The organism is Cupriavidus sp. SK-3 (genome assembly GCF_000611145.1).
GTDB lineage: Bacteria > Pseudomonadota > Gammaproteobacteria > Burkholderiales > Burkholderiaceae > Cupriavidus.
Genome location: NZ_JFJV02000271.1, coordinates 1 through 24199, shown reverse-complemented (window position 1 = coordinate 24199; position 24199 = coordinate 1). Strand labels below are relative to the sequence as shown.

The 24199-nt window shown below is 66.3% G+C and carries 17 protein-coding genes and 2 pseudogenes; 6 read left to right on the top strand and 13 right to left on the bottom strand.

Annotated features, from left to right (window positions below; all coding sequences use genetic code 11):
- Positions 1 to 6: 6 nt before the first annotated feature.
- The 4 genes from CF70_RS29730 to CF70_RS29715 form a co-directional block, all read right to left on the bottom strand.
- Entirely contained in the window at positions 7 to 447 is a 441-nt protein-coding gene (locus tag CF70_RS29730) for a DUF779 domain-containing protein (RefSeq protein ID WP_051649227.1), read from the bottom strand.
- 76 nt (positions 448 to 523) lie between these two features.
- Positions 524 to 1552: an alcohol dehydrogenase AdhP gene (gene adhP / locus CF70_RS29725; RefSeq protein WP_035874044.1), complete on the bottom strand. Its 1029-nt coding sequence runs from the start codon at positions 1550 to 1552 to the stop codon at positions 524 to 526.
- Between the two features lie 113 nt (positions 1553 to 1665).
- Positions 1666 to 3186 (bottom strand): aldehyde dehydrogenase, encoded by a 1521-nt coding sequence (adh, locus tag CF70_RS29720; protein WP_035874040.1) that lies wholly within the window; start codon positions 3184 to 3186, stop codon positions 1666 to 1668.
- A 231-nt stretch (positions 3187 to 3417) separates the two neighbouring features.
- The gene (locus CF70_RS29715; RefSeq protein ID WP_051649224.1) at positions 3418 to 4365 is read right to left on the bottom strand and encodes a LysR family transcriptional regulator; all 948 of its coding nucleotides are present in this window, start codon (positions 4363 to 4365) and stop codon (positions 3418 to 3420) included.
- Between the two features lie 117 nt (positions 4366 to 4482).
- Here CF70_RS29715 and CF70_RS29710 point away from each other — a divergent pair, with 117 nt between their 5' ends.
- The gene (locus tag CF70_RS29710) at positions 4483 to 8043 is read left to right on the top strand and encodes an indolepyruvate ferredoxin oxidoreductase family protein (protein ID WP_035874037.1); all 3561 of its coding nucleotides are present in this window, start codon (positions 4483 to 4485) and stop codon (positions 8041 to 8043) included.
- Between the two features lie 24 nt (positions 8044 to 8067).
- Here CF70_RS29710 and CF70_RS29705 read toward each other — a convergent pair whose 3' ends face one another.
- The 4 genes and pseudogenes from CF70_RS29705 to CF70_RS29700 form a co-directional block, all read right to left on the bottom strand.
- Complete coding sequence (locus CF70_RS29705) at positions 8068 to 8388, bottom strand: hypothetical protein (RefSeq protein WP_152561956.1); 321 nt, start codon at positions 8386 to 8388, stop codon at positions 8068 to 8070.
- Between the two features lie 116 nt (positions 8389 to 8504).
- Positions 8505 to 8636: pseudogene (locus tag CF70_RS38430) on the bottom strand (hypothetical protein); the annotation flags it as partial.
- A gap of 1 nt (position 8637) precedes the next feature.
- The coding region (locus CF70_RS38425) for a YnfA family protein (RefSeq protein WP_235185261.1) at positions 8638 to 8848 on the bottom strand (211 nt) is incomplete at its 3' end.
- Entirely contained in the window at positions 8845 to 9849 is a 1005-nt protein-coding gene (locus CF70_RS29700) for a 5'-nucleotidase (protein WP_051649232.1), read from the bottom strand. The genes CF70_RS38425 and CF70_RS29700, both read right to left, overlap by 4 nt.
- A gap of 491 nt (positions 9850 to 10340) precedes the next feature.
- Between CF70_RS29700 and mdeB the strand changes: the two genes are divergently transcribed.
- A complete protein-coding gene (gene mdeB / locus CF70_RS29695; RefSeq protein ID WP_035874031.1) occupies positions 10341 to 13010 on the top strand; it encodes an alpha-ketoglutarate dehydrogenase in 2670 nt (889 codons plus the stop codon).
- A gap of 58 nt (positions 13011 to 13068) precedes the next feature.
- On the opposite strand, the pseudogene CF70_RS39110 reads toward mdeB, so the two are convergent.
- Both CF70_RS39110 and CF70_RS29690 read right to left on the bottom strand, forming a co-directional pair.
- A pseudogene (locus tag CF70_RS39110) lies at positions 13069 to 13461 on the bottom strand (PLP-dependent transferase); the annotation flags it as partial.
- Positions 13458 to 13841: a hypothetical protein gene (locus tag CF70_RS29690; protein WP_035874028.1), complete on the bottom strand. Its 384-nt coding sequence runs from the start codon at positions 13839 to 13841 to the stop codon at positions 13458 to 13460. The gene CF70_RS29690 and the pseudogene CF70_RS39110, both read right to left, overlap by 4 nt.
- A 378-nt stretch (positions 13842 to 14219) precedes the next feature.
- On the opposite strand from CF70_RS29690, the gene CF70_RS29685 reads away from it, so the two are divergent.
- A complete protein-coding gene (locus CF70_RS29685; protein WP_035874017.1) occupies positions 14220 to 14627 on the top strand; it encodes a hypothetical protein in 408 nt (135 codons plus the stop codon).
- Between the two features lie 92 nt (positions 14628 to 14719).
- Here CF70_RS29685 and CF70_RS29680 read toward each other — a convergent pair whose 3' ends face one another.
- From CF70_RS29680 to CF70_RS29670, 3 genes are read right to left on the bottom strand one after another with little or no spacing between them, the layout of a single operon-like run.
- A complete protein-coding gene (locus tag CF70_RS29680) occupies positions 14720 to 16015 on the bottom strand; it encodes a c-type cytochrome (protein ID WP_235185260.1) in 1296 nt (431 codons plus the stop codon).
- Complete coding sequence (locus CF70_RS29675; protein ID WP_035874009.1) at positions 16015 to 16566, bottom strand: (2Fe-2S)-binding protein; 552 nt, start codon at positions 16564 to 16566, stop codon at positions 16015 to 16017. The genes CF70_RS29680 and CF70_RS29675 overlap by 1 nt, the downstream gene beginning before the upstream one ends.
- On the bottom strand, positions 16563 to 19397 hold the full coding sequence (locus tag CF70_RS29670) for a xanthine dehydrogenase family protein molybdopterin-binding subunit (protein ID WP_035874006.1): 2835 nt from the start codon (positions 19395 to 19397) through the stop codon (positions 16563 to 16565). The genes CF70_RS29675 and CF70_RS29670 overlap by 4 nt, the downstream gene beginning before the upstream one ends.
- 449 nt (positions 19398 to 19846) lie before the next feature.
- On the opposite strand from CF70_RS29670, the gene CF70_RS29665 reads away from it, so the two are divergent.
- The 3 genes from CF70_RS29665 to CF70_RS29655 all read left to right on the top strand — a co-directional run bounded on the left by CF70_RS29665 (position 19847) and on the right by CF70_RS29655 (position 24001).
- Complete coding sequence (locus CF70_RS29665; RefSeq protein WP_035873997.1) at positions 19847 to 20746, top strand: LysR family transcriptional regulator; 900 nt, start codon at positions 19847 to 19849, stop codon at positions 20744 to 20746.
- A gap of 155 nt (positions 20747 to 20901) precedes the next feature.
- Entirely contained in the window at positions 20902 to 22878 is a 1977-nt protein-coding gene (locus CF70_RS29660; RefSeq protein WP_035873992.1) for an aconitase family protein, read from the top strand.
- A 106-nt stretch (positions 22879 to 22984) separates the two neighbouring features.
- Complete coding sequence (locus CF70_RS29655; RefSeq protein ID WP_081862418.1) at positions 22985 to 24001, top strand: Bug family tripartite tricarboxylate transporter substrate binding protein; 1017 nt, start codon at positions 22985 to 22987, stop codon at positions 23999 to 24001.
- Positions 24002 to 24199: the final 198 nt, after the last annotated feature.

The following is a 24199-nucleotide window of genomic DNA, read 5'->3' as shown; positions in this document are numbered from 1 at the left end:
TTGACTTTAAGCCTTTGAAGTTGAAGTTGAATCTGAAGGAGAAGGAGAAGGAGAAGGAAAAGGAGAAACCAACCTCTCCACCTCCTCATCGCCAAACAACTCCGACCGCGTCAAAAACCGCATCCCCGTCGGCCCCTCCAGCGAAAACATCCCCCCCGACCCAGCCACCACATCAATCACCAGCCGCGTATGCTGCCAGTACTCGAACTGCGCCCGCGTCATATAAAACCGCGCGCCGCCAATCTCGCCGAGGCAAACGTCGGCATCGCCGATAATCAGTTCGCCATCCGGATAGCACATCGGCGCGCTGCCATCGCAGCACCCCCCTGACTGGTGGAACATCAACGCGCCATGCTGAGCGCGCAAGCGCTCGATCAGCGCAAGCGCGGCAGGGGTGGCAACGACGCGTTGCACCGCATCGGGCGAAGTGGCATCAGCGTTGGACATCGGGAGGCTCCTTGCCTACAGACCGTTCAGGCGATCGTCCATGCGATCATTAAGGCGATCGTTCAGACCGCAAACCTCAGGCAGCAAAGTCCATCACCACCCGGCCTTCGATATCGCCGGCGCGCATGCGCGTGAAGATCTCGTTGATCTTCTCCAGCGGCGCGGTGGACACGGTTGCCTTGACCGCTCCATGAGCCGCGAAATCGAGCGATTCCTGCAGGTCGCTGCGGGTGCCGACAATGGAGCCGCGGATGGTAATGCCCTTGAGCACCACATCGAAAATCGGCGTGGGGAAGTCTCCCGGCGGCAAGCCGTTCAGCGCAACCGTGCCGCCGCGCCGCACCATGCCGATGGCCTGGCCGAACGCCTTGGGCGAAACCGCGGTCACCAGCACGCCGTGCGCGCCGCCGATTTCCTTTTGCAGGAACGCCACGGGATCGGTCGTACGCGCATTGACCGTGACCTCGGCCCCCAGCTTGCGGGCGAGCTCGAGTTTCTTGTCGTCGATATCCACCGCCGCCACGCGCAGGCCCATGGCGCGCGCATATTGCACCGCCACATGGCCAAGCCCGCCGATGCCGGAGATCACCACCCATTGCCCGGGGCGCGTATCGGTAACTTTCAAGCCCTTGTAGACGGTGACGCCCGCGCACAGGATGGGCGCGATCTCGACAAAGCCCACGCTGTCAGGCAGCAGCCCTACGTAGTTGGGATCGGCAACCACGTATTCGCCATAGCCGCCGTTGACCGAGTAACCGGTGTTTTCCTGCTTTTCGCACAGGGTTTCCCAGCCCTGCAGGCAGTGCTCGCAATAGCCGCAGGCGCTGTACAGCCAAGGCACGCCGACGCGGTCGCCTTCCTTCACGCGGGTCACGCCGGCGCCTACCGCCGATACAAAGCCCACGCCTTCGTGGCCGGGGATAAAGGGCAGGGTGGGCTTGACCGGCCAGTCGCCTTCGGCGGCGTGCAGGTCGGTGTGGCATACGCCCGAGGCTTCGATCTTGACCTGGATCTGGCCGCGTCCAGGTTGCGGCACCGGTACTTCATCGATCGTGAGCGGGGCGCCGAATTCGCGCACCACGGCGGCTTTCATCATCGCTGTCATCTCGACTCCTGATGCTGTTGGCAAGGACGCCCGCGCTGCGCGGCAGAGGAGGCCGGCAGCGCGGGCGCCATGCCGATCATGGCATGGGCGGATGCGCCCATTCTTGCGCTATATCAAAAGAAGCCGAGCGCGTTCGGGCTGTAGCTCACCAGCAGGTTCTTGGTCTGCTGGTAGTGGTCCAGCATCATGCGATGGTTCTCGCGCCCGATGCCGGATTGCTTGTAGCCGCCGAAGGCCGCATGCGCCGGATAGGCGTGATAGCAGTTGGTCCACACGCGGCCAGCCTGGATGCCGCGGCCCATGCGGAAGGCGCGCGCGCCGTCGCGCGTCCATACGCCGGCGCCCAGGCCGTAGAGCGTATCGTTGGCGATTTCCAGCGCTTCCTCTTCATCCTTGAAGGTGGTGACAGAAACCACCGGGCCAAAGATTTCTTCCTGGAAGATGCGCATCTTGTTATGGCCGGCGAATACCGTGGGCTTGACGTAGTAGCCGCTGGACAGGTCGCCGCCCAGCGCGTTGCGCTCGCCGCCGATCAGGCATTGCGCGCCTTCCTGCTTGCCCAGGTCGATGTAGGAGAGGATCTTTTCCAGCTGCTCCTGCGAGGCCTGCGCGCCGATCATGGTGGTCTTGTCGAGCGGGTGGCCCTGCTTGATTGCAGCCACGCGCTTGAGCGCGCGTTCCATGAAGCGTTCGTAGATCGACTCCTGGATCAGCGCGCGCGACGGGCAGGTGCAGACTTCGCCCTGGTTCAGCGCGAACATGGCGAAGCCTTCCAGTGCCTTGTCGAAGTAGGCATCGTCGGCGGACAGCACATCCTCGAAGAAGATGTTCGGCGACTTGCCGCCCAGTTCCAGCGTGACCGGGATCAGGTTCTGCGCGGCGTACTGCATGATCAGCCGGCCTGTGGTGGTCTCGCCGGTAAAGGCAATCTTGCTGATGCGCGAGCTGGATGCCAGCGGCTTGCCGGCTTCCAGGCCGAAGCCGTTGATCACATTGAGCACGCCCGGCGGCAGCAGGTCGCCGATGATTTCCATCAGCACCAGGATCGAGGCCGGGGTTTGTTCCGCGGGCTTGAGCACCACGCAGTTGCCGGCCGCCAGCGCGGGCGCCAGCTTCCACGTGGCCATCAGGAGCGGGAAATTCCACGGGATGATCTGGCCGACCACGCCGAGAGGCTCATGGAAGTGATAGGCCACGGTGTCGTGGTCGATCTCGGAGATGCCGCCTTCCTGCGCACGGATACAGCCGGCGAAATAGCGGAAGTGGTCTACCGCCAGCGGCAGGTCGGCCGCCGTGGTTTCGCGGATGGGCTTGCCGTTGTCGATGGTCTCGGCCACCGCCAGCGTGACCAGGTTGGCCTCGATGCGGTCAGCGATGCGGTTCAGGATGTTGGCGCGCTCGGTGGTGGAGGTGCGGCCCCAGGCGCCCTTGGCGCGGTGCGCCGCGTCCAGCGCGGCGTCCACGTCCTTCTGGTTGGAGCGCGGCACGCGCGTGAAGGTCTTGCCGGTGACCGGCGAGATGGCTTCGAAGTACTGGCCATCGGCCGGGGCCATCCAGGCGCCGCCGATATAGTTTTCGTACTGTTCCTTGTAGGGATACGCAACGCCCAGCTGGGCGATTTCCGCCATGTTCATGTCTCGCTCCGATTTGTGATTTCGCTCTGTACTGCGTGTCGTGCCGCGTTGTTTGCGCACGGATATCCTTCCGCAAGAGCTGTGCCCGGCGGACATCACGGCGCGAGAACGCCGGAAACCGGGCAAAGACGGCGCTTGCCCGGGCTATGCCGGCTGTGGCCGATGTGCCACGGCGCGAGGCGGTGTTCCAATCTGGAGCAGTCGGTGTGGCGATGTGGCGCAGCGGCGCAGTCAGCTGCCGCTGGTGTGGATCAGGAACTCGCGCAGGGCGTCCGCCGCCTTCTCCAGCTTGCGCCCGGGCTGCCACAGCAGCCCGACTTCCATGTCCGGCACGCCGTCGGCAATCGGCCTTGCCTCGATCTGCCTGCCCTCCAGCGACCACGGGCGGTACACCATGTCGGACAGCACGGTCACGCCGAAGCCGTGCGCCACCAGGCCGCGCAGCGCTTCCATCGAACTGGTGCGAAACGCGATCGACGGCGCCAGCCGCTTGCTACGCCAGTAGCGCAGCGTGGAGCGCTCGCCTTCATCCACCGTGAGCAGGATGTAGGGGTGCGCCGCGATATCCTTCAGCGTCAGGCGCGGCAGAGCCAGCAAAGGGTGCGACGGCGACGCCCAGAGCTGCCGCCGCGAGCGGATCAGCGTGTGGTGGGCAAACCGCGGCAGCTTTTCGATATTGGACAGCAGGCCGATGCCCAACTCGATCTCCCCGGACAGCACGGCCTGCTCGATGCCCGGGCGGTCCATGTCGTGCAGGTCGAAATCCACATCCGGATAGTTGGTGCGAAAGCGCGCCAGCAGTCCCGGCAGCAGGTAGCCCAGCACGGTATAGGATGCCGCCAGCCGGACTTTGCCCTGCAGGTTGTGCGCCTGGAAGCGCGGCTCGCGCAGGGTGTCCTGCACGGCGTCGAGGATCTGGCGGGCGCGCTGGTGCAGCCGGTGGCCCTCCGCCGTCAGTGCCACGCCGTGCGGCAAGCGATCGAAGAGACGCACGCCGAGCTGCTGCTCGAGCATCAGCACGGCATTGGTAATGGCCGATTGCGACACATGCTCGGCCGTGGCCGCCATCGAGAACTGCCCGGTTTCCGCCGCCGCCGCGAAGTAGCGGAACTGCCGCAAGGTGATTTCCTTGGCAATGCGCTGCCCGCCCGCTTCCTTGCCGTGCCGTTCTTTCGCCATGTGCGCTCCAGCTATGCGTTTTTCAGATACCTGCTCTCTGAATTCGTGATTTTACGATATCGGCGCGCCTTCCTACACTCAGCTCCAGCCCCATAAGAGCGTACGGAGACAGCATCGATGAATGCCCCCCTATCCCAAGCCCAGCAAGATGCCCTGGCGTCGGTTACCCTCGACGACAAATACACCCTGGAAAAAGGCCGCGTCTATCTCAGCGGCACCCAGGCGCTGGTGCGCCTGCCCATGCTGCAAAAGGCGCGCGACCGCGCTGCCGGGCTGAATACCGCCGGCTTTATCTCGGGCTATCGCGGCTCGCCGCTGGGCGGGGTGGACCAGGCGCTGTGGAAGGCCAAGAAACACCTGGCCGCCAGCGACGTGGTGTTCCAGCCCGGCGTGAACGAGGACCTGGCGGCCACCGCCGTGTGGGGCACCCAGCAGGTCAACCTGTTCCCCGACGCCACCCGCGACGGCGTGTTCTCGATGTGGTACGGCAAGGGCCCGGGGGTGGATCGCTCCATCGACGTGCTCAAGCACGCCAATTCCGCCGGCTCGTCGAAGCATGGCGGCGTGCTGGTGCTGGCGGGCGACGACCACGCCGCCAAGTCGTCCTCGGTGGCGCACCAGTCCGAACACGTGCTGCTGGCTTCCGGCATCCCGGTGCTGTATCCGTCCAACGTGCAGGAATATCTCGACTATGGCCTGCATGGCTGGGCCATGAGCCGCTACTCCGGCCTGTGGGTGTCGATGAAATGCGTGACCGACGTGGTGGAATCCACGGCTTCGGTCGAGGTCGATCCCGAACGCGTGAAGATCGTGCTGCCGGAGGACTTCGCCATGCCGGAAGGCGGCCTCAATATCCGCTGGCCCGACCCGCCGCTGGCGCAGGAAGCCCGCCTGCTCGACCACAAATGGTATGCGGCGCTGGCCTATATCCGCGCCAACAAGCTCAACCGCGTGGTGCTGGATTCGCCCAACGCGCGCTTCGGCATCATGACCGCCGGCAAGGCCTACCTCGATGTGCGCCAGGCGCTGTCGGACCTCGGCCTGGACGACGACACCTGCCGCCGCATCGGCATCCGCGTGTTCAAGGTGGGCTGCGTGTGGCCGCTGGACGCGCACGACGCGCGCGACTTCGCCACCGGCCTGGAAGAGATCCTGGTGGTGGAAGAGAAGCGCCAGATCCTCGAATACGCGCTCAAGGAAGAACTCTACAACTGGCGCGACGACGTGCGCCCCAAGGTCTACGGCAAGTTCGACGAGCGCGGCAACCACGGCGGCGAATGGTCGCTGCCGCGCGGCAACTGGCTGCTGCCGGCGCACTATGAGCTATCGCCGGCGCTGATCGCCAAGGCCATCGCCACCCGGCTGGAGAAGAGCGACCTGCCGTCCGACGTGCGCGAACGCATCGCCGCGCGCGTGGCGCTGATCGAGGCCAAGGAGCGTGAAGCCGCGCGCCCGCGCATCTCGGTGGAGCGCAAGCCCTGGTTCTGCTCGGGCTGCCCGCACAATACGTCCACCCGCGTGCCAGAAGGCTCGCGCGCGCTCGCCGGCATCGGCTGCCACTATATGGCGATGTGGATGGACCGCAATACCGACACCTTCAGCCAGATGGGCGGTGAAGGCGTGGCGTGGACCGGCCAGATGCATTTCACCGGCGAGAAGCATGTGTTCGTCAATCTTGGCGACGGCACCTACTTCCACTCGGGCCTGCTGGCGATCCGCGCGGCCATCGCGTCCAAGGCCTGCATCACCTACAAGATCCTCTTCAACGACGCCGTGGCGATGACCGGCGGCCAGCCCGTGGACGGCGTGCTGACCGTGCCGCAGATTGCGCACCAGGTGCTGGCCGAAGGCGCCAGCAAGATCGTGGTGGTGACCGACGAGCCGGAGAAATACGGCGACGGCAGCATGTTGCCCGGCGGCGTCACGGTGCATCACCGCGACCGGCTCGACGACATCCAGGTCCAGCTGCGCGACACCGCCGGCGTCACCATCCTGATCTACGACCAGACCTGCGCCACCGAGAAGCGCCGCCGCCGCAAGCGCGGCACCATGGCCGATCCCGCCAGGCGCGCCTTCATCAACGACGCGGTCTGCGAAGGCTGCGGCGATTGCTCGGTCAAGTCCAACTGCCTGTCGGTGGAGCCGCTGGAGACGCCGCTGGGCACCAAGCGCAAGATCAACCAGTCCTCCTGCAACAAGGACTTCTCCTGCGTCAACGGCTTCTGCCCGAGTTTTGTCACCGCTGAAGGCGCTCAGGTGCGCAAGCCGGCCGCGGCGGGCGGCAAGGGCGCGCTCGCCGATTTCAGCGCGCTGCCGCAGCCGGCGCTGCCCACGCTGGAACGGCCCTACGGCGTGCTGGTAACGGGTGTCGGCGGCACTGGCGTGGTCACCATCGGCGGCCTGCTCGGCATGGCTGCCCACCTGGAGCAAAAGGGCGTGACCGTGCTCGACATGGCCGGCCTGGCGCAGAAGGGGGGCGCGGTGATCAGCCATGTGCAGATCGCGCCGACTCCCGCCGCGCTGCATGCTACCCGTATCGCCACCGGCGAGGCGCGGCTGGTGATCGGCTGCGACGCCATCGTCTCGGCCTCGCCCGAAGTCCTGTCCAAGACCCGTGTCGACGTGACGGCGGCCGCCATCAATAGCGCAAACACGCCGACCGCCGACTTCATCAAGAACCCGAACTGGAAGTTCCCGGGCGCCTCGGCCGAGCAAGACCTGCGCGCCAGCGTCGGCGAAGCCTGCGCCTTTATCGATGCCAATGCCTGGGCCGTGAAGTTGCTGGCCGATTCGATCTACTCCAACCCGCTGCTGCTCGGCTTTGCCTGGCAGAAAGGCTGGGTGCCGCTGCAGCGTGACAGCCTGGTGCGGGCCATCGAGCTGAACGGCGTGTCGGTCGAGAAGAACCTGCTGGCCTTCGACTGGGGGCGCTATCTGGCGCACCATGGCGAAGCGGCGCTGAGCGCGCAATTGCAGATGGCGCCGCGCGCGCAGGTGGTGGCCATGCCGGAAACGCTCGATAGCGTCATCCGCCAGCGCGAAGCCCTGCTCACGGCTTACCAGAACCCGGCGTACGCCGCCAGGTACCGCGCCGTGGTCGACGGCGTGCGCGCCGCCGAGAAGCGCGTGGGTGCCAATGCCCGCCTGCCGCTCAGCGAAGCCGTGGCGCGCAACCTGGCCAGGCTGATGGCCTACAAGGATGAGTACGAGGTCGCCCGCCTGTACGCCGACCCCGCCTTCCTGGACAAACTGCGCGCGCAGTTCGAAGGCGAACCTGGCCGCGACTACCAGCTCAGCTTCCACCTGGCCCCCCCGCTGCTGGCAAAGCGGGACTCACATGGCCATCTGGTCAAGCGCCGCTTCGGCCCGGCCATGCTGACCGCGTTCCGTTTGCTGGCACGCGCCAAGGGCTTGCGCGGCACTGCCTTCGACGTGTTCGGCAAGACCGCCGAGCGGCGCGCGGAACGCAAGCTGATCGAGGATTACATCGCCATGGTGCAAGAGTTTGGCACGACGTTGAGTGCCGATCGCCTGGACACGGCGGTGGCGCTGGCCAGCCTGCCCGACGACATCCGTGGCTTCGGGCATGTCAAGGAAGCCAATATGGAAAAAGTGGCGGCACGCCGGGAGGAGCTGCTGGCACGGTATCGGGGCGAGGCGGTGCGCGTGGCGGCCTGAGCGGCCCCGGATGCACCGTGCCGGTCAGCGAGTGCGGCGGCGCGCCCGCTCCTGATCGGCAATCGCAAGCGCATCTGCAATGGCGTCCAGGGAGTCGACGCCCATCGCCACCACGAGATCGACGGCATCGCCTTTTCTGAAGATGATCACCCTGAGATTGCGATTGCCAGCGCGGAATTCGTCGATGACTTGAATCACGCTCGGGTCAAGGTCATTTACCAGGTCCGAGCTCTCAATGCTTCCGGCGGACCAGGACGTGCGCTCCTCGTTCGGGCGGCCAACTATCAGGCGTTCTCTGGCAGGCAGGCGTTCGACAAGACCGAACGCTTCAATCAAGGTCATCATAAGAATCAGGCAGCGGCGGACCGTCAAAGCAAAAAAGTGCCGTCCGCGGGGGGGCGCGGACTTCATTATAGCGAGGCCGTGCCTGCAGCCTCGTACCTATCCATGCCCGCTTTATCTCACCGTGGCTGCAACACGATAATCGCCATGCCCGCAATCGCCACCGCCACCCCGGCCAGATCCCAGTGGCTCGGCCGCACCCCATCCACCAGCCATAACCACGCGATTGCGACCGCGATGTAAATCCCGCCNTTGCGCCCGCGATGTAAACCCCGCCATAAGCCGCATAGACCCGCCCGGACGCGTCCGGGTGCAACGACAGCAGCCAGGCAAACAACACCAGCGCCAGGGCGCCGGGGATCAGGATCCAGGCGCTGGCGCCCTGGCGCAGCCACAGGTAAGGCAGATAGCAGCCGAGGATTTCCGCGCAGGCGGTGACGAGGTAAAGGGCGAACGTCTTCATTTAACGGAAGAGGCAGCGGACTCAGGCGTGTGTCCAGGGGGCGCATCGGCCTGCGGGTTCGTCACCCGCTTGCGCGCAGCTGTACGCCGCTTGCCGCCGCCCAGTTCGCCGCCCTTATAAGGCACCCGCCCCGACGGCACCACCGCCGAAGCCAGTTCCACATGGCCCTCCTGGTCATCGAAGAACATATGCGCGCCGAAGGCCTGCAGGACCTGGTCCTTGGGCAGCCCGCCCAGGAAGAACGCCTCGTCGATACTGACGTTCCACGCCCGCAAGGTATGCACCACCCGCGTGTGCGCCGGGCTGTTGCGCGCAGTCACGATGGCGATGCGCACCGGGCACTGTCCCGGCTCGAAATGCGCCTGGATCTCCGCCAGCCGGAGCAGCAGCTTGGCGAACGGCCCCTCGGCCATGGCCTTGTGGCGGTGTTTCTGCTCATGCCGGGTAAAGGCCTCCAGCCCTTTCTGCTTGAAGATCTGCTCGGACTCGGGCGAGAACAGCACGGCATCGCCGTCGAAGGCGATGCGGATCTGGCCGGCGGGGGCGTGATAGTCGGCGGGCGCGGCATAAAGCTGGGCCGCGGCCACGCCACCGTCGATGGCGGCCTGTACGTCGGAGGCTTCGCGCGAGAGGAACAGGTCTACCTTGAAGGCCTGCAGGTATCGCGAGATCGGCTCGCCGCCGGTGAAGGCCGCGCGGGTGATGTCCAGCCGGTGGGTCTCGATGGCGTTGAACGCGCGCAGCCCGGTGTCGGGCGAATTGCGCGAGATCACCACCACCTCGACCAGCCTGCGGTCCGGGATCAGGTGATTGAGTTCGAGTAGCGCCTGCACCAGCGGGAACGCCGTGCCCGGCAGCAGGGGCTCGTCCTCATGCTGGCGCTGGTAGGCGGAGTAGGAAGCCACGCCTTCGGATTGATAGATGCCGTTCTCGTGCTCGAGGTCGAATAGCGCTCGGGACGAGATGCCGATGACGAGTTTGTCGGTGAGATCGTAGGCCATGCCGCAGTATAAAGGCAGACGATGCAAGCCGAGGCGCGCGGGCGGGACGACGCGCCGGAGGCTGCCGGGCGCGCCGAGGCTGATTGGCGGAAACGCCATGTCCGCCTGCTGCCAGGCACCCGGCGAAGCCGGCATCAGGGCAATGCCGAATCCGCTGGCGACCGGCCCGGCCAGCGGTTGCATCTGGCGCGCTTCCTGCATTTCAGCTGCGGCGCAACGGGCCGTCCCGCCAGATGCGCCCGCGGGCGCTTCCGGGGCCAGTCAGCACAAGCGCGGGGAAACCGGGCCCGCCGCAGCATGCTCCACTGCGCATGAGTATCCGGACCGGTGAATTCGGCAGCTTATGCGGCAGGCCCATCCCTAGAATGGATTCATGGCCGGACTTCGCGCTGCAGGCAGCCGAAGCCGACCGGACGCAAGAGCACTAGGCGATGCGCCGCCATTGACGCTGTCGCCGGCAATAGAACAACGAAGCCCCACGGAGACCGCCAATGAGCGCACTGGAAAAACCAACCGCCACGGACGCAGGCCGGGATGACGACGCCGACCACGTAGAGACCCGGGAATGGCTCGACGCCCTGGCCGGCGTCTTCCGCGCCAGCGGTGCCCCGCGCGCGCGCTTCCTGCTGGAACGCCTTGCCGAGCATGCGAGCCATCTCGGCCTGGGGCCAAGGGCGAATCCGTATTCGGCCTACCAGAACACGATCGGCGTGGGCGAACAGCAACGCTATCCCGGCGACCTGGCGCTCGAACAAAAACTGACCTCGATCATCCGCTGGAATGCGCTGGCCATGGTGGTCCGCGCCAACAAGGCCTATGGAGAACTTGGCGGCCACCTGGCCAGCTATGCTTCCGCCGCCGAGATCTTCGAAGTGGGCTTCAATCACTTCTTCCGCGCGGACGAGGGCGAGCGCAAGGGCGACCTGGTCTACTTCCAGCCGCATTCCGCGCCGGGTGTCTATGCGCGCGCCTTCCTTGAAGGACGGCTGTCCGAAGCCCAACTTGCCAGCTACCGGCAGGAAACAGGCGGCGGTGGACTCTCCTCCTATCCGCACCCCTGGCTGATGCCGGAATTCTGGCAGTTCCCGACCGGCTCGATGGGCATTGGCCCGATCAGCGCCATCTACCAGGCGCGCTTCCTGCGCTACCTCGGCCATCGCGGCATTGCCGACACCGCGGCGCGCCGCGTCTGGGGCGTGTTCGGCGACGGCGAAATGGATGAACCGGAATCGCTCGCCGCGCTCTCGCTCGCCGCGCGCGAGAAGCTCGACAACCTGACCTTCGTCATCAACTGCAACCTGCAGCGCCTCGATGGCCCGGTGCGCGGCAATGGGCAGGTGATCAATGAGCTGGAAGCACTGTTCAGCGGCGCCGGCTGGAACGTGGTCAAGGTGGTCTGGGGTTCCGAGTGGGATGCCCTGTTCGCCCGCGATACCAGCCACGCGCTGCTGCGGCGCTTCGCCGCGATGGTGGATGGCGAATACCAGAACCTTGGCGCCAAGGATGGTGATTACAACCTCGCGCACTTCTTCAACCGCGACCCCGAACTGAAAGCGCTGGCCGCCAGCATGAGCAGCGCGGATATCGATGCGCTGCGCCGGGGCGGGCATGATTTCCGCAAGCTGTATGCCGCATTCCGCGCCGCGCAGGAACACAAGGGCCGGCCGACGGTGATCCTCGCCAAGACCAAGAAAGGCTACGGCATGGGCGAGGCGGGCGAATCCCGCATGACGGCGCACCAGCAGAAGAAGCTGGACATCGACGCGCTGCTGGCCTTCCGCGACCGCTTTGCGCTGCCGCTGGACGACGATGCCGTGGCGGCGCTGCGTTTCTGCAAGCCGGCCGAGGACAGTCCCGAGATGGCCTACCTCCGCGCGCGCCGCCAGGCGCTGGGCGGTTACCTGCCGGCGCGCGCGCGGACCGCGCCCGCGCTGCGCATGCCGGAACTTATGCAGTACGGCCGCTTCGCCATGGAGCCGGACGACCGCGCGGTCTCCACCACCACCGGCGTGGTCCGGCTGTTCACCAACCTGATCAAGGACAAGACCGTCGGCCCGCGCGTGGTGCCCATCGTGGCGGACGAGGCGCGCACCTTCGGCATGGCCAACCTCTTCCGGCAGATCGGCATCTACTCGCCCATGGGCCAGCTCTACGAGCCGGAGGATGCCGGTTCGATGCTGTACTACAAGGAAAGCCAGCAAGGGCAGTTGCTGGAAGAGGGCATTACCGAAGCCGGGGCGCTGGCCTCGTGGACGGCCGCAGCCACGTCATACAGCGTGAGCGGCGTGGCCATGCTGCCCTTCTACATCTATTACTCGATGTTTGGCTTCCAGCGCGTCGGCGACCTGATCTGGGCGGCGGCGGACCAGCGCGCGCGGGGCTTCCTGATCGGCGCCACGGCCGGGCGCACCACCCTTGCCGGCGAAGGCCTGCAGCACCAGGATGGCACCAGCCAACTGATTGCCGCCACGGTGCCGAACTGCCGCGCCTACGATCCGGCCTTCGCCAGCGAGGCAGCGGTCATCATCCATCACGGCGCGCGCAGCATGCTGGAAGAACAGCGCGACGAGTTCTACTACCTGACCGTCAACAACGAGAACTACGTGCAGGCGCCGTTGCGCGAGGACGCGCACGACGACGTGATCAAGGGCATGTACCTTTACGGCACGCGCGGTCCCGAAGGCGCCGCCACCAGCGTGAGGCTGCTCGGCTCGGGCGCCATCCTGCGCGAAGTCATCGCCGCCGCGGACCTGCTGGCGAGCGACTGGGATATCAAGTCGGAGATCTGGAGCGTGACCAGCTTCTCCGAACTGGCCAGGGACGCCCGCGAATGCGAGCGCGACAGCCTGTTCGCCAGCGGTGGCGAAACGGAAAGCCATTTGCAGCGCTGCCTGCCGGGCGCAACCCCGGTCATTGCCGCCACCGATTACGTACGGGCCTATGCGCAGCTTATCGCGTCGTACCTGCCCGCGCCGTTCACCGCCCTGGGCACGGATGGCTTCGGGCGCAGCGATACGCGCGCGGCGCTGCGGCGCTTCTTCGAGATCGACCGGTACCACGTGGCAATTGCCGCGCTGCGCGCGATCTCGCCGGAGCGGCACGCGCGGGGGCTGGAGCACTATGGCGTGCGCATGGAACCCGATGGGCCCTGGCTGCGTTAAGCCAGCGCCTGCGCAATATCCGCCAGCAGGTCCGGCGCATCCTCGACTTGGTGGAGGCGGGATGGCAGGCGAGCGAGTCGGCATCGCCCACGGAGACCGCCTGCGTGACCAGTGTCAGCCGGTCCAGGAATCGCCGTGCCGCTGGCCGGCCGCCACGCAGTTCGAGCGACAGGATGCCGCCGGACAGCCGCATCTGGCCACGCGCGATCTCGTGGCCGGGGTGAGAGGGCAGGCCCGGATAGTAGACGCGCTCGACCGCGGCATGGCCATGCAGCATCTGTGCGGTCTGCTGTGCGTTGTCGCCGGCCCTCTCCCTCAGTGCTCCTTGCCCGCCTCGGCGCGCAACGCCAGGAAGATAGCGAAGTCTCGGCGGAAGATCCGTTTGGTGTGTCGATGCGATTTGCGCTTTGCATGGAGAGCTGCATTTGCCATGCGCCGTGGCGTGGATCAATCCCGGCCCGCATCCTCTGAACGTTCGTGCAAGACGTGCCCGAACTCATCCAGTTCCTTCTGGATCCTCGCCATGCTGGCGTCAATGGTCTGCTGCGTAACTTCGCCATCGACGAACTCAACCGAGACGCGGGTAACGCGGGAATCCTTGTCGACGATGCCTTGCAGCACCTTGTCCAATAGCTTCTCCCCCGCACGCAAGCCGAGCGGGCGGGGCACAAGCACCTTGACCAGCAGGATCTCCGCCTCACTCTCCGTTTTCTCCGTTTTCTCCGTTTGCGCCGCATTGGCAAAGGCCGTCCGCAGATACGATTTGAGTTTCAATACACTCAGGTCGCCGGGAACACCGATATGCGACACGCGAACCTTTTTCTCCGCCATGCTGTCTCTCCGCCGAAATTGAACGCGAGGACTATACCGCAGGCGGCATCGGTCCAACAGAGCGCAGCACTGTCGCAATGGATCACGCCAACGAGGATCCAGGGAGCAGGAGAGGGGCCATCGCCACGGAGAGCTGCCCTCCATGCGGTCAGCGGTGCAGAGGATCAGGAAGCGCCTGGCAGCTTCGGGTGCCCGGCACACTAGCCAGTCGTCCCCGCTCTCTGGTGGCAGCACAACGATCGAGCGCGCGCGGATAACGCGCCGTGGCGTCGATGGCAACGCTGGTAAATGACTGTTGCAAAATCAAACAAAATGTCAGGTACCTCGGCGCTACAGTGGTCCTTCCCATGCCTGAAGGCGTTTTTTGGAGGTACCCGAATGAAGCAACATCTGGCGAAATCCCTGTTGATGGCTGGCGCGATGATCGCGTCCTACCCGCTGTTCGCGCAGCAGGCCCAGCCCATTCAACCGGCCCAGCCGATGCCGATGACTCAGCCGCTGCAATCCACCCAGCCTATGCAATCCGCCCAGTCGGTGCCATCCGCGCAGCCTGTGCAAGCCATGCCGGCGGCAGCGCAGTCGGCCCAGGCGACGCTGCCGGCCGCACGCGATCCTTATGCGCAAAGTGCCGAACAGCCGGTTCAGCCGGGCCTGGCGCCCGCACCGGTCGACCCGACGCTGGCCCGCAGCCCCAACCCGCCAACGGACTCCGCCAGCATGAGCCTGGCTCCCGATGCGCTCGGGACGCGCCTGGGCCAGCGCAACCCCTTCCTCGACGGCGCCTGAGCGCCTGTCAGCCTTCCTGAGCCCCAACCCTTCGGAGTGCAACGTCCCGTGAACCGGGCAGGGCGCCGGCACGTCCGCGCCCGCGCGCTCCCTCAATGGCCCTTGCCCGCTTCCGCGCGCAGGGCCTTCACCTTGTCCGCGCTCACATCGCCGGGTTGTCCGCCGTAGCTCGCCCGCAGGTAGTTGGCCAGGTCGGCAAGCTCCGCGTCGCTCATGCGCGACGCAAAGCCGGGCATGTCCTGCAGGCTCTCCAGCCCGGGGAATTTCTGGGCTTCGATGCCGTCGAGCATGGATACGATCAGGTTGTGCGGGTCGGCGCTGCGCACGGTGGAATTGCCCAGCATCGCCACCGCAACGTGCGGCTTGCCCTCGCCCTCGCGGCCGTGGCAGCCGGCGCAGACGGCCAGGTAATGCTGGCGGCCGGGTTTGAGCAGGGCCGCGTCCGCGCTGACCGGCTTGAGCGGCTGGGGCTGCGGCGGCTGGTCGCCCAGCAGGTAGGTCGACATCGCGGCGAGGTCGGCCTTGTTCAGGTACTGGCTGCTGAGATGGACCACGGGGAACATCTCGCCGTAAGCCGAGCCTTGCGGCGCCATGCCGGTGGCGAAGAAGGTCTGCAGGTCGGCGCCCGTCCAGCCGCGCGCGGCCAGGCCGGCGGGCGTGATGTCCGGCGCGGCCACGCGGCCGAGCGCGGCGCCGGCCAGTGGCTTGGCTGCGTCCAGGCGGCCGAACGCGGCGCGCGGCGTGTGGCATTCGGCGCAGTGGCCCAGTGCATTGGACAGGTAGCGGCCGCGCTGCCAGGGCGGGGTCTGGCCGGTGGAGGCGTCGGGCAGCTGGTCCTTCAGGAACAGCAGGTTCCAGCCGGGCAGCGCTACACGGACGTTGTACGGGAAGCTGAGATCGTGCGGCCTGTTGGCCACCGCAGCTGGTTTCAGCTGCATCAGGTAGGCGTACATCGCATCGGTGTCGCCACGCGACAGGCCGCGATACGAGGTATAGGGCATGGCCGGGTAGAGATGCTTGTCCGGCGTGACCCCGTCGTGCAGCGCCTTGTAGAAATCGTCCGCGCTCCACTTGCCGATGCCGTGGTCCTTGTCCGGCGTGATGTTGGTGCCGTAAAAGGTGCCAAATGGCGAGGCTAGTTCCACCCCGCCGGCAAACGGCGCGCCCTGGGCGCTGGTATGGCAGGCGCCGCAATCCGCGGCGCGCACCAGGTAGCGTCCGCGGGCGATCTGGTCGGCGGGAGAGAGCTTGGTGGCGGGTTGCTGGTCGGCGGCGGTGTCGATCGGGGCGGCGCGGTCGCCGCAGGCAGCCAGCAGGGCCGCGCCCAGCGCGGCCATTGTCGCCAGCGTGGCGCGCGCGTGCCGGAGGAAGTTGGGCTGGCTCATCATCACTTGTCTTCCTTTACCAGGCCCGGGGTGTTGACCACCACGTCCTTGACGGCTTCGAAGTAGCGCACGTAACCGGTGCAGCGGCAGATATGGTCGTTGAGCGCCGCGGTGATGGTCTCGTCGACCTTGTCCCGCGCTACCGGCTGGCGCTTCAGCCGCTCCACCAGGATGGTCGCGCCGTTGACGAAGCCCGGCGTACAGTAGCCGCACTGGAAGCTGAAGTGCTCCAGGAACTTCTGCTGCACCGGCGACAGTTCCACCACCTCGCCCTTGTCGTTGCGCCTGGCGTGGCCTTCCACCGTGCGCACCTTCTTGCCCTGGAAGTAGTGCGCGCCGGTGATGCAGGCGCGCACTTCCTCGCTGCTGCCGTCGGCTTTGTCCAGGATCACCACGCAGGCGTGGCAGATGCCCTGGCCGCAGCCCAGGCGCGAGCCGGTGAGTTCCAGGTACTCGTGCAGGAAGTCGATCATCATCAGGCCTTCCGGCACGTCGATGGGGCCAACGTCCTTGCCGTTGATGTTGAGGGAAAGCGGTTGGGTGGCGATGCTCATGCCAGGACCTCCTGAATCTTTTCGGCGCTGACCGGCAGGGCGGTAAAGCGATGGCCGATGGCATGCGCGATGCCGTTGACGATGGCGCCCACCACCGGAATCATCACCACTTCGGCGATGCCCTTGGGCGGATCGGTGTCGGACACGGGCGGCAGCACTATCCCGGTTTGCGACCACACCGCCACGTCGCTGGCGCGCGGCAAGTGGTAGCGGTTGAAGTTCCAGGTGCCGTTGCCGGGCCCGTCCTCATAGAGCGGCAGGAACTCGTGCAGCGCGTGGCCGATGCCCATGGCGATGCCTCCCTGGAGTTGCCCGGACACCAGTTCCGGCGACAACTGCGAGCCGCATTCCATGATGGAGTGGTGGCTGAGGATATCCACCTTGCCGCTGGCCTCGGCCACCGACAGCTCCACCAGCGTGGCCACCGCGCTGTAATAGGTCACACTCGCGTTGTTGCGCTGGGTCGGGGCGATGTAGACCTTCTTGCGGTCCAGCACCTGGTAGCCGCCGCTGGTGGTCATCCGCGCCTTGCGCGCGGCATCCGCGCCATCGCCGTAGCGTACCGAGAGCCCGTCGATGGGCAGCCGGGCAGCCGTGCCGTCGACCTCAAAATCAGCCTCGCTCCATTGCCATCGATTGAACACGTGCACCGTGGCGCCCGTGACCAGGCCAAGCTCGTGCGCCTTCCTCGCCAGTTGTTCGTAGGGCAGCGCCTGCAGGCCGCCGGCGGTGAGCTTGCCCTTGACCCAGCGCGCATCCTCCACGCGTACGACCAGCGAGGCGGCCTGGCCGCCGCCGACGCCCTGGCTCCAGATCGCCATGGCAGCGGGCCATAGCCCGTGCATAAAGACCACGCGAGCGGCTTCCCGGGTGCTGTGGGTGAAGTAGTAGGCTGAATTGGTCGCGCTGGAAGGCGAGGCGTAGGCCGGCGACCAGCGCGGATTGGCCGACAGCTTGTCCTGGTCGGCCTGGCTCATCAGGTAAGGATCGCCGGTGGCGGTGACGGGAAGGTCGGGCCAGTCGGTGATCGCCACGCGCACTTCGGTGGCTGGCTTGCCCAGCCAGCGCGTCACGGCCACCGCCTGCGAGGTCGACATGCCGGTGCCAATCTCGGCGCCGCAGTGATGCAGGGCGATGGTGCCGTCGGCGCGCATCTCCACCTTGGCGAACGAGGCTTCCGCGCCGGTGCCGAAGTCCTTCTGCACGCAGGCGAAACCCACGCCGTAGCGCAAGCCGGGATGGCTCGCCTCGAAATCCGCCTTCTTCTTCGCGCGGCCGGTCCAGAGCGGATGGGCCCTGGACGCCTCCAGCACTTCATCCACGCGGATGGCGCCGGCGGGGATCGCGCCCTGCGTATTCTTCATGCCCGAACGCAGCGCGTTCCTCAGGCGGAACTCGATGGGGTCGAGCTTGAGCTGCTCGGCGAACTCGTCGACCATCATCTCGGTGGCCGCCATGCTTTGCAGTGTGCCGTAGCCGCGTGCCGAGCCGGCATCAATGGCGCGCGAGGCGATGGCCACGGCGGTCAGGTCGTTCTTCGGGAAGTAATAGATCGACTGCGCCGCGGTGGCGCCCACCATTGCCACCGAGGGCGAGAAGTTGGCGCGGCCGCCGCCATTGGCCTCGAAGTCGCCCTGGAAGGACTGGAACAGGCCGGTGTTCTTGTCCACCGCGATGCGGTAGCGCATCCTGAAGGCGTGCCGCTTGATCGCGGTCTGGAACTGTTCGTAGCGGTCGTTGGCCAGGCGCACCGGCTTGCCGTCGGCGTAGAGCGCCGTCACCAGGCCATAGAAGGGGAAGTTGTAGTGATCCTTGGAGCCATAGCCCACGGTGTAGCAGGGATGGACGAACACCTGCTTCACCGGGAACACGCCCTTGGCCCTGGCCATCATCTCCGCCGCGCTTTCGCCGACTTCGATGGGGGACTGGGTCGGCACGACCATGTGCAGCGCCTGCGTGCCGGCGTCATACCAGCAGTTGGCGTTGTCCGGTTCCAGCGCGGCGGTATCGATGGACTGCGTGTTGTACTCGCGCTCCAGCACCAGCCAGTCCGCCGGTGGCTGGTCCAGTTGCTGGCGGATCTGGCCGGCGTGGAACATGCCCTGCTCGCCGAGCTGGCCGTGGTCCTTGCCGTCGGGCCAGACCGGTTCGTGCTTGCGCATCATGCTGGGGAACAGAGGCGCATTCTTCAGGCTGGAAAACACATCATCGTCGAACGGCGTCTCGCCGCCCACCCGCACGAAGCGGAAGGTGCCCCAGGGATCGCGCTCCAGCGGGCCGGTCGAGGCGCCGTAGCGGATGATCTCGTCGTGGAACTTGAGCTTGTCCTTGGCAAAGCGGAAACGGGCGAAATCGTGATAGATCAGGATCGCCACGGCATGACCGAGATAGGCCGGCGTCTTGCCTTCCGGCAGCAGCATGTCCTCGCCATAGAAGGCGGGAAAGGCCACGCCGTCGCGCGTCAGGTCCGCGGCGGTGACTACGCGGTCGGGCTTGAGATCGTCGCCCAGCAACGCCAGGTCGAAGCCCGCATAGCTGCGGTCCGCCTTGGTGGCGCGCAGGATGAAGGCGTGCGATTGCGCCTTGGGCCAGTGCGGCATGTCACGCGAACGGATATCGCGGGCGAAGACCTTGTCGCCAGTGACCTTGGCCATGCCGTCGATGCGGAAATTCGGGGCGCCGGTCTTGGGGTCCCACTGGACCGGGGTCAGGATTTTTTCTTCGAACAAGGCCGCGAAGGCCTTGCCGCCGATCGGTGCGATATACACCGATACCCCGGCCACGACGCTGGCCTTCAGGAACGTGCGGCGCGAAGGGCTGAAATTAGCCATGGATTTTCCTTGGGAATGCGCCGATGCCGCTGCGGCGGCGTCCGGACGAGATACACGGCCTGACACGTCCAGCCTGGGCAGCCGGGCGAACGAGACGGGAAGAACCGGAAGGCGAGGCGCAGCGGCAATCCAGGTCTCCGTTCATGAGTGCGCGGGCACGAAGTACGGCACCGGCGCGGATTACGACGCAAGACTGGGCTGGTGATCTGTGGGGCAATGCAAGCTTTTATTCTAGGCGTGGAAGTGCACGCCGGGGCGCGGATTCTGCGCCGTCGGGAGTGCGGCAGCAACAGGGCGGACTGAATAATGCTTATCACGGCCGCGTCATCCCGTTGCGCGCAACATTGAAGTAGCGCGTTGTGCGGGGCACAAACCAGCGTCGCATGGGCGTGCCGCGCGCTAGTCGTCCGGCATCGTCAGCGATGCCCGATCGTTGTAGCATCGCAGCCATGGACAACCTGCTCAGAAAACTTGACCTGACCTCGCTGCGGCTATTCGTCGCCGTCTGCCAGGAACAGAACATTGCCCGCGCCGCCGAGCGTGAATTCATTGCACCGTCGGCGGTCAGCCGCCGCATCGCCGAGATCGAGGCGATGATCGGCCTGCCGGTGATCCAGCGGCATCCGCGCGGCATCACGGTCACGCCAGTGGGCGAGACGGTGCTGCGCCATGCATTGGCCATCATCGGCAATATCGAGGCGCTCGGGGCGGAATTGTCGCGCTTTTCCTCGGGCGCGCGCGGGAATGTGCGGATGGTATGCAATCTCGGCGCCATCGTGCAGTTCCTGCCGGAGGACCTGGCGGCCTTTGGCCGGGTGTATCCCGATGTTGGCATCGAGCTGGAGGAACAGCACAGCCCCGAGGTGCTGCGCATGGTGGGCGAGCGCAGTGCGGATTTTGGTATTTGCAACGCCATCCAAGGCGTAGAGCAGTTCGTCTCGCTGCCGTACCGGGAGGACCAGCTATGCGTACTGGTGCCGGGCAGCCATCCGCTGGCCTCGGCGCCGGCGGTGCGCTTCGCGGACTTGCTGGGCGAGACGTTTGTTGCGCTGCGGGATGAAAGCGCGCTGAGCCGGCTGTTGTCGGAACAGGCAGCGCGCCTGAACGCGGCGCTCAGGATCAAGATCCGGGTGGCCAGCCTGGATGCGCTGTGCCGCATGGTGCATGTCGGGCTGGGCATCGCCATCGTGCCGCGCCAGGTGGGCGAGCTTTACCTGAACACGCTTGACGTGGCGGCGCGGCCGCTGGCGGATGCTTGGGCCACGCGGCAACTGGTGGTGGTGTTCCAGTCACGCGAGCAGCTTTCGGCCAGTGCCGCGGCATTGGTGGGGTTTCTCTGCCGGCAATAGCGGTATCGGCAATAGCGGCAATTGCGGTATCGGCAATGGCAACGATAGCCAGGCAGGGCAGCCGTCTCGAACCGAGACGGCTGCCATGCCGACTCCGCACTTTGCCCGTCCGGCGCCAAAACATATAGTGGGGCCATCAGAACGAGAATCCCACGATGGAAGACACCATTCGATTCAGCGGCCGCGTGCTGTACCTGTCGCAAGACCCCGCCTGCGTGCGCGCCCAGCTTGAGGGCATGCCGATGACCCTGGCCGCGGCGGGCCCGCTGCGCGACAACATCTCCACTGACGAGATCACCCCGGTCACGGTGATGCTCACCTACGACGAACGCCTCGGGCAATTCCCCTACGTGGGCTTCCAGGCTGGCGGCGAGCAGCCCATCGGCCGCGATGCCGTGCGCAATGGCGGCTTTGCGGTCACGGTGGCGGGCAAGCGCTACGGCAAAGGCTCGTCGCGCGAGTCCAGTCCGCTGGCCGAACTGTCGGCAGGCATCCGCCTGATCGTGGCGGAAAGCTTCGAGCGCATCTACCAGCAGAACTGCGACAACATCGGCATTCTCACCACCACCGATTTCACCGTGCTCGACAGGGTGCTGGCGGGCGAGGCGATCCCCATCGAGACCTTTCTGACCGGGCGCGACGCGCTGACCCGGCAGGTGATCCGTGCAGGCGGCCTGCTGGCCTATAGCCGCGCCGCAAACTGGCCAGCGGCCGGCGAGGGCGCACCGGGCGGGCAGGGCGTGCAGGCAGGTGGCCACACCGCGCCGCGCACCCTGGTGGAAAAAATCATCGCCCGTCACCTGCTCGCCGGCACGGGGCCTGCCGAGCGGGGCGAGGGCGTGTTCGTGGCGGCGGACTGGCGTTTCTCGCACGACTATTTCACCGGCATGTGCGCGCACCTGATGCATCGCGCCTTTGGCAAGCCGGCGGCGTTGCACCGGCCCGACCACATCATTGCCTTCCAGGACCACCTGGTGCTGGCTGCCCAGAGCTTTCCGCATGTGCGCGACGGCCTGCTGCCCGGTGTGGCTAACCTGATGCAGGGACATAGCAGTTTTGCGCACGACTATCCGGTGCGCTCGCATAACGCGCTTCCTGGCGAAACACCGGGCTCGGAAGGTATCTGCCACGCGCTGATGGCGGAGCAGTACGCGTTGCCGGGGCAGGTGGTGGTGGGCACCGATTCGCACACGCCGCATTCCGGCGCGCTCGGCTGCCTGGCGTTCGGCGCCGGCGCCACGGATGTCGCCAATAGCTGGGTCACCGGCTACGTGCGCTGCAAGGTGCCGGAGACGCTGCGCGTGGAGGTCGAGGGCGAGCTGGCCGAGGGCGTGACGGCCAAGGACATCGTGCTCTACCTGCTGCAGATGGACGCGATCCGCTCCGGCGGCGCCATCGGCATGGTGTTCGAATATGCCGGCAGCACGGTACGTGCCTTGTCGATCGACGAGCGCGCCACGCTGACAAATATGGTCGCCGAGCTGGGCGGCTTCACCGGCATCGTCGAACCCGACGACAAGACCGTGGCCTTCCTGAAGGCGCGGCGTGGCGTCGACTTCGCAGTCGAGGACTGGATGCGCAGCGATGCAGGCGCAACGTACCGCGACGTGATCCGCATCGACGCAGGCGTCATCGCGCCCATGGTTGCGCGCCCGGGCGATCCCGGCAACGGCATCGCGGCGGACACGCTGGACCAGCCGGTGCCGGTGGACATCGCCTACGGCGGATCCTGCACCGCCGGCAAGCGAGAGGATTTCGACTACTACCACGAGGTGTTGCGCTGGGGCCTGGAGCATGGGCTCAAGGTATCGCCGCGCACCCGGCTCTTCCTGCAGTTCGGCACCCTCGGCGTGAAGGACTACTGCGAAGCGCGCGGCTACATGGACACCTTCGCCGCCGCCGGCGCCACCCTGGTCATGCCGGGCTGCGGCTCATGCGCCAACTGCGGCCCGGGCGCTTCCACCACCAGCGAGCAGGTCACCATCAGCGCCATCAACCGCAACTTCCCCGGCCGCTCGGGGCCGGGCCAGGTCTGGCTGGCCAGCCCCTACACGGTGGCTGCGAGCGCGCTGGCCGGGCAGATCAGCACCTTCCGGCAATTGCAGGCCAGTACCGCCCGGCCTGCGCCGTAGCCTTTCACCCCAGGCCCCCGCGGCAGCGGGGGCATTGCGGCACCTGAGCGGGGCGACAGATCCCGGCCGCCATGCACAGCATTCACAGCATTCACAGGAGACAGACATGTTCCCCATCACCTCGCGCGCCCTGCGTGCGGCGGGGCGGCTTTTTGCCGCCACCGCCATGCTGTCCGCGGCAGCCGCACTGCCGGTCATCGGCGCGCCCGCCGTCCACGCCGCTGACAAATATCCCGCCAGGACCGTGCGACTGATCGTGCCGAATTCGCCGGGCTCCACCGCCGACGTGGTCGCGCGTGTGGTGGCCGAGGGGCTGGGCCAGGACCTCGGGCAGCCGTTTTACGTGGAGAACATTCCAGGGGCGGCCGGCATTCCCGGCACGCGGCAACTGGTGTCCGCCGCCGCCGACGGCTACACGCTCGCGGTGGTGTCGTCCAACCATGCCATCAACCCCGGCTTGTATCGCAATATTCCCTACGACAGCGTAAAGGACATCACGGCCGTGGCGCTGATCGGCACGACGCCGCTGGTGCTGGTGGTAGGTGCGGGCTCGCCGTACAAAACAGCGCAGGAACTGATCGCCGCGGCGCGCGCCCATCCTGGCAGCCTGAGCTACGGTTCCTCCGGCAAAGGGAGCGTGCTCCACCTGGCCGGCGAATTGCTGAAAGCCAAGGCTGGCATCGATATGCTGCACGTGCCCTACAAGGGAGTGAACACACTGATGACCGATGTGCTTGGCGGGCAGATCAATGCCGCCTTCCTGGCCACGCCATCCGCCTTGCCGCAGATCAAGGCCGGCAAGCTGAGAGCCCTGGCGGTCAGCACCCCGGCGCGGCTGGATAGCCTGCCCGGCGTGCCGACCCTGGCGGAGTCCGGCGTCAAGGACTATGCCTACGATGCCTGGATCGCGCTGGTCGGCCCTGCCGGCTTGCCCAGGGACATCATCGCGCGGCTACAGCAGGCGATGGCCAAGGCGCTGGCCGCACCCAAGGCCAAGGAACTGTTCGCCGCGCAGGGCTTTGTTGTGAAGAGCGGCAATGGCGAAGAGACCGCCCGGCTCATCCGCGAGGAACTGGGTAGGAGCCAGGCGCTGATCAAGAGCGCGTCGATTGCGGTGGAGTGAGGGGGCACCTGCCCCCGTCATTCGTTCGCGGAGTGACTAGCCACGAAGTTGCAAGCGGTGCCGATTTCGTCGTGGGCGCGGTGGCACTGTATTGAAGAGTCTGAGGGCTTCAAAACCGCGCCTGCCCCACCACGAAACCAGCACGACTAGCGCCTGCGATTGCTCTGCCTGCTGGGGTGGTCGCTGTTTGTTTGGGCG

Bases quoted from the DNA above. Each gene is read 5' to 3' on its own strand.
- CF70_RS29730 (WP_051649227.1), bottom strand. From the start codon at position 447: ATGTCCAACGCTGATGCCACTTCGCCCGATGCGGTGCAACGCGTCGTT.
- adhP (WP_035874044.1), bottom strand. From the start codon at position 1,552: ATGACAGCGATGATGAAAGCCGCCGTGGTGCGCGAATTCGGCGCCCCG.
- adh (WP_035874040.1), bottom strand. From the start codon at position 3,186: ATGAACATGGCGGAAATCGCCCAGCTGGGCGTTGCGTATCCCTACAAG.
- CF70_RS29715 (WP_051649224.1), bottom strand. From the start codon at position 4,365: ATGGCGAAAGAACGGCACGGCAAGGAAGCGGGCGGGCAGCGCATTGCC.
- CF70_RS29710 (WP_035874037.1), top strand. From the start codon at position 4,483: ATGAATGCCCCCCTATCCCAAGCCCAGCAAGATGCCCTGGCGTCGGTT.
- CF70_RS29705 (WP_152561956.1), bottom strand. From the start codon at position 8,388: ATGATGACCTTGATTGAAGCGTTCGGTCTTGTCGAACGCCTGCCTGCC.
- CF70_RS29700 (WP_051649232.1), bottom strand. From the start codon at position 9,849: ATGGCCTACGATCTCACCGACAAACTCGTCATCGGCATCTCGTCCCGA.
- mdeB (WP_035874031.1), top strand. From the start codon at position 10,341: ATGAGCGCACTGGAAAAACCAACCGCCACGGACGCAGGCCGGGATGAC.
- CF70_RS29690 (WP_035874028.1), bottom strand. From the start codon at position 13,841: ATGGCGGAGAAAAAGGTTCGCGTGTCGCATATCGGTGTTCCCGGCGAC.
- CF70_RS29685 (WP_035874017.1), top strand. From the start codon at position 14,220: ATGAAGCAACATCTGGCGAAATCCCTGTTGATGGCTGGCGCGATGATC.
- CF70_RS29680 (WP_235185260.1), bottom strand. From the start codon at position 16,015: ATGATGAGCCAGCCCAACTTCCTCCGGCACGCGCGCGCCACGCTGGCG.
- CF70_RS29675 (WP_035874009.1), bottom strand. From the start codon at position 16,566: ATGAGCATCGCCACCCAACCGCTTTCCCTCAACATCAACGGCAAGGAC.
- CF70_RS29670 (WP_035874006.1), bottom strand. From the start codon at position 19,397: ATGGCTAATTTCAGCCCTTCGCGCCGCACGTTCCTGAAGGCCAGCGTC.
- CF70_RS29665 (WP_035873997.1), top strand. From the start codon at position 19,847: ATGGACAACCTGCTCAGAAAACTTGACCTGACCTCGCTGCGGCTATTC.
- CF70_RS29660 (WP_035873992.1), top strand. From the start codon at position 20,902: ATGGAAGACACCATTCGATTCAGCGGCCGCGTGCTGTACCTGTCGCAA.
- CF70_RS29655 (WP_081862418.1), top strand. From the start codon at position 22,985: ATGTTCCCCATCACCTCGCGCGCCCTGCGTGCGGCGGGGCGGCTTTTT.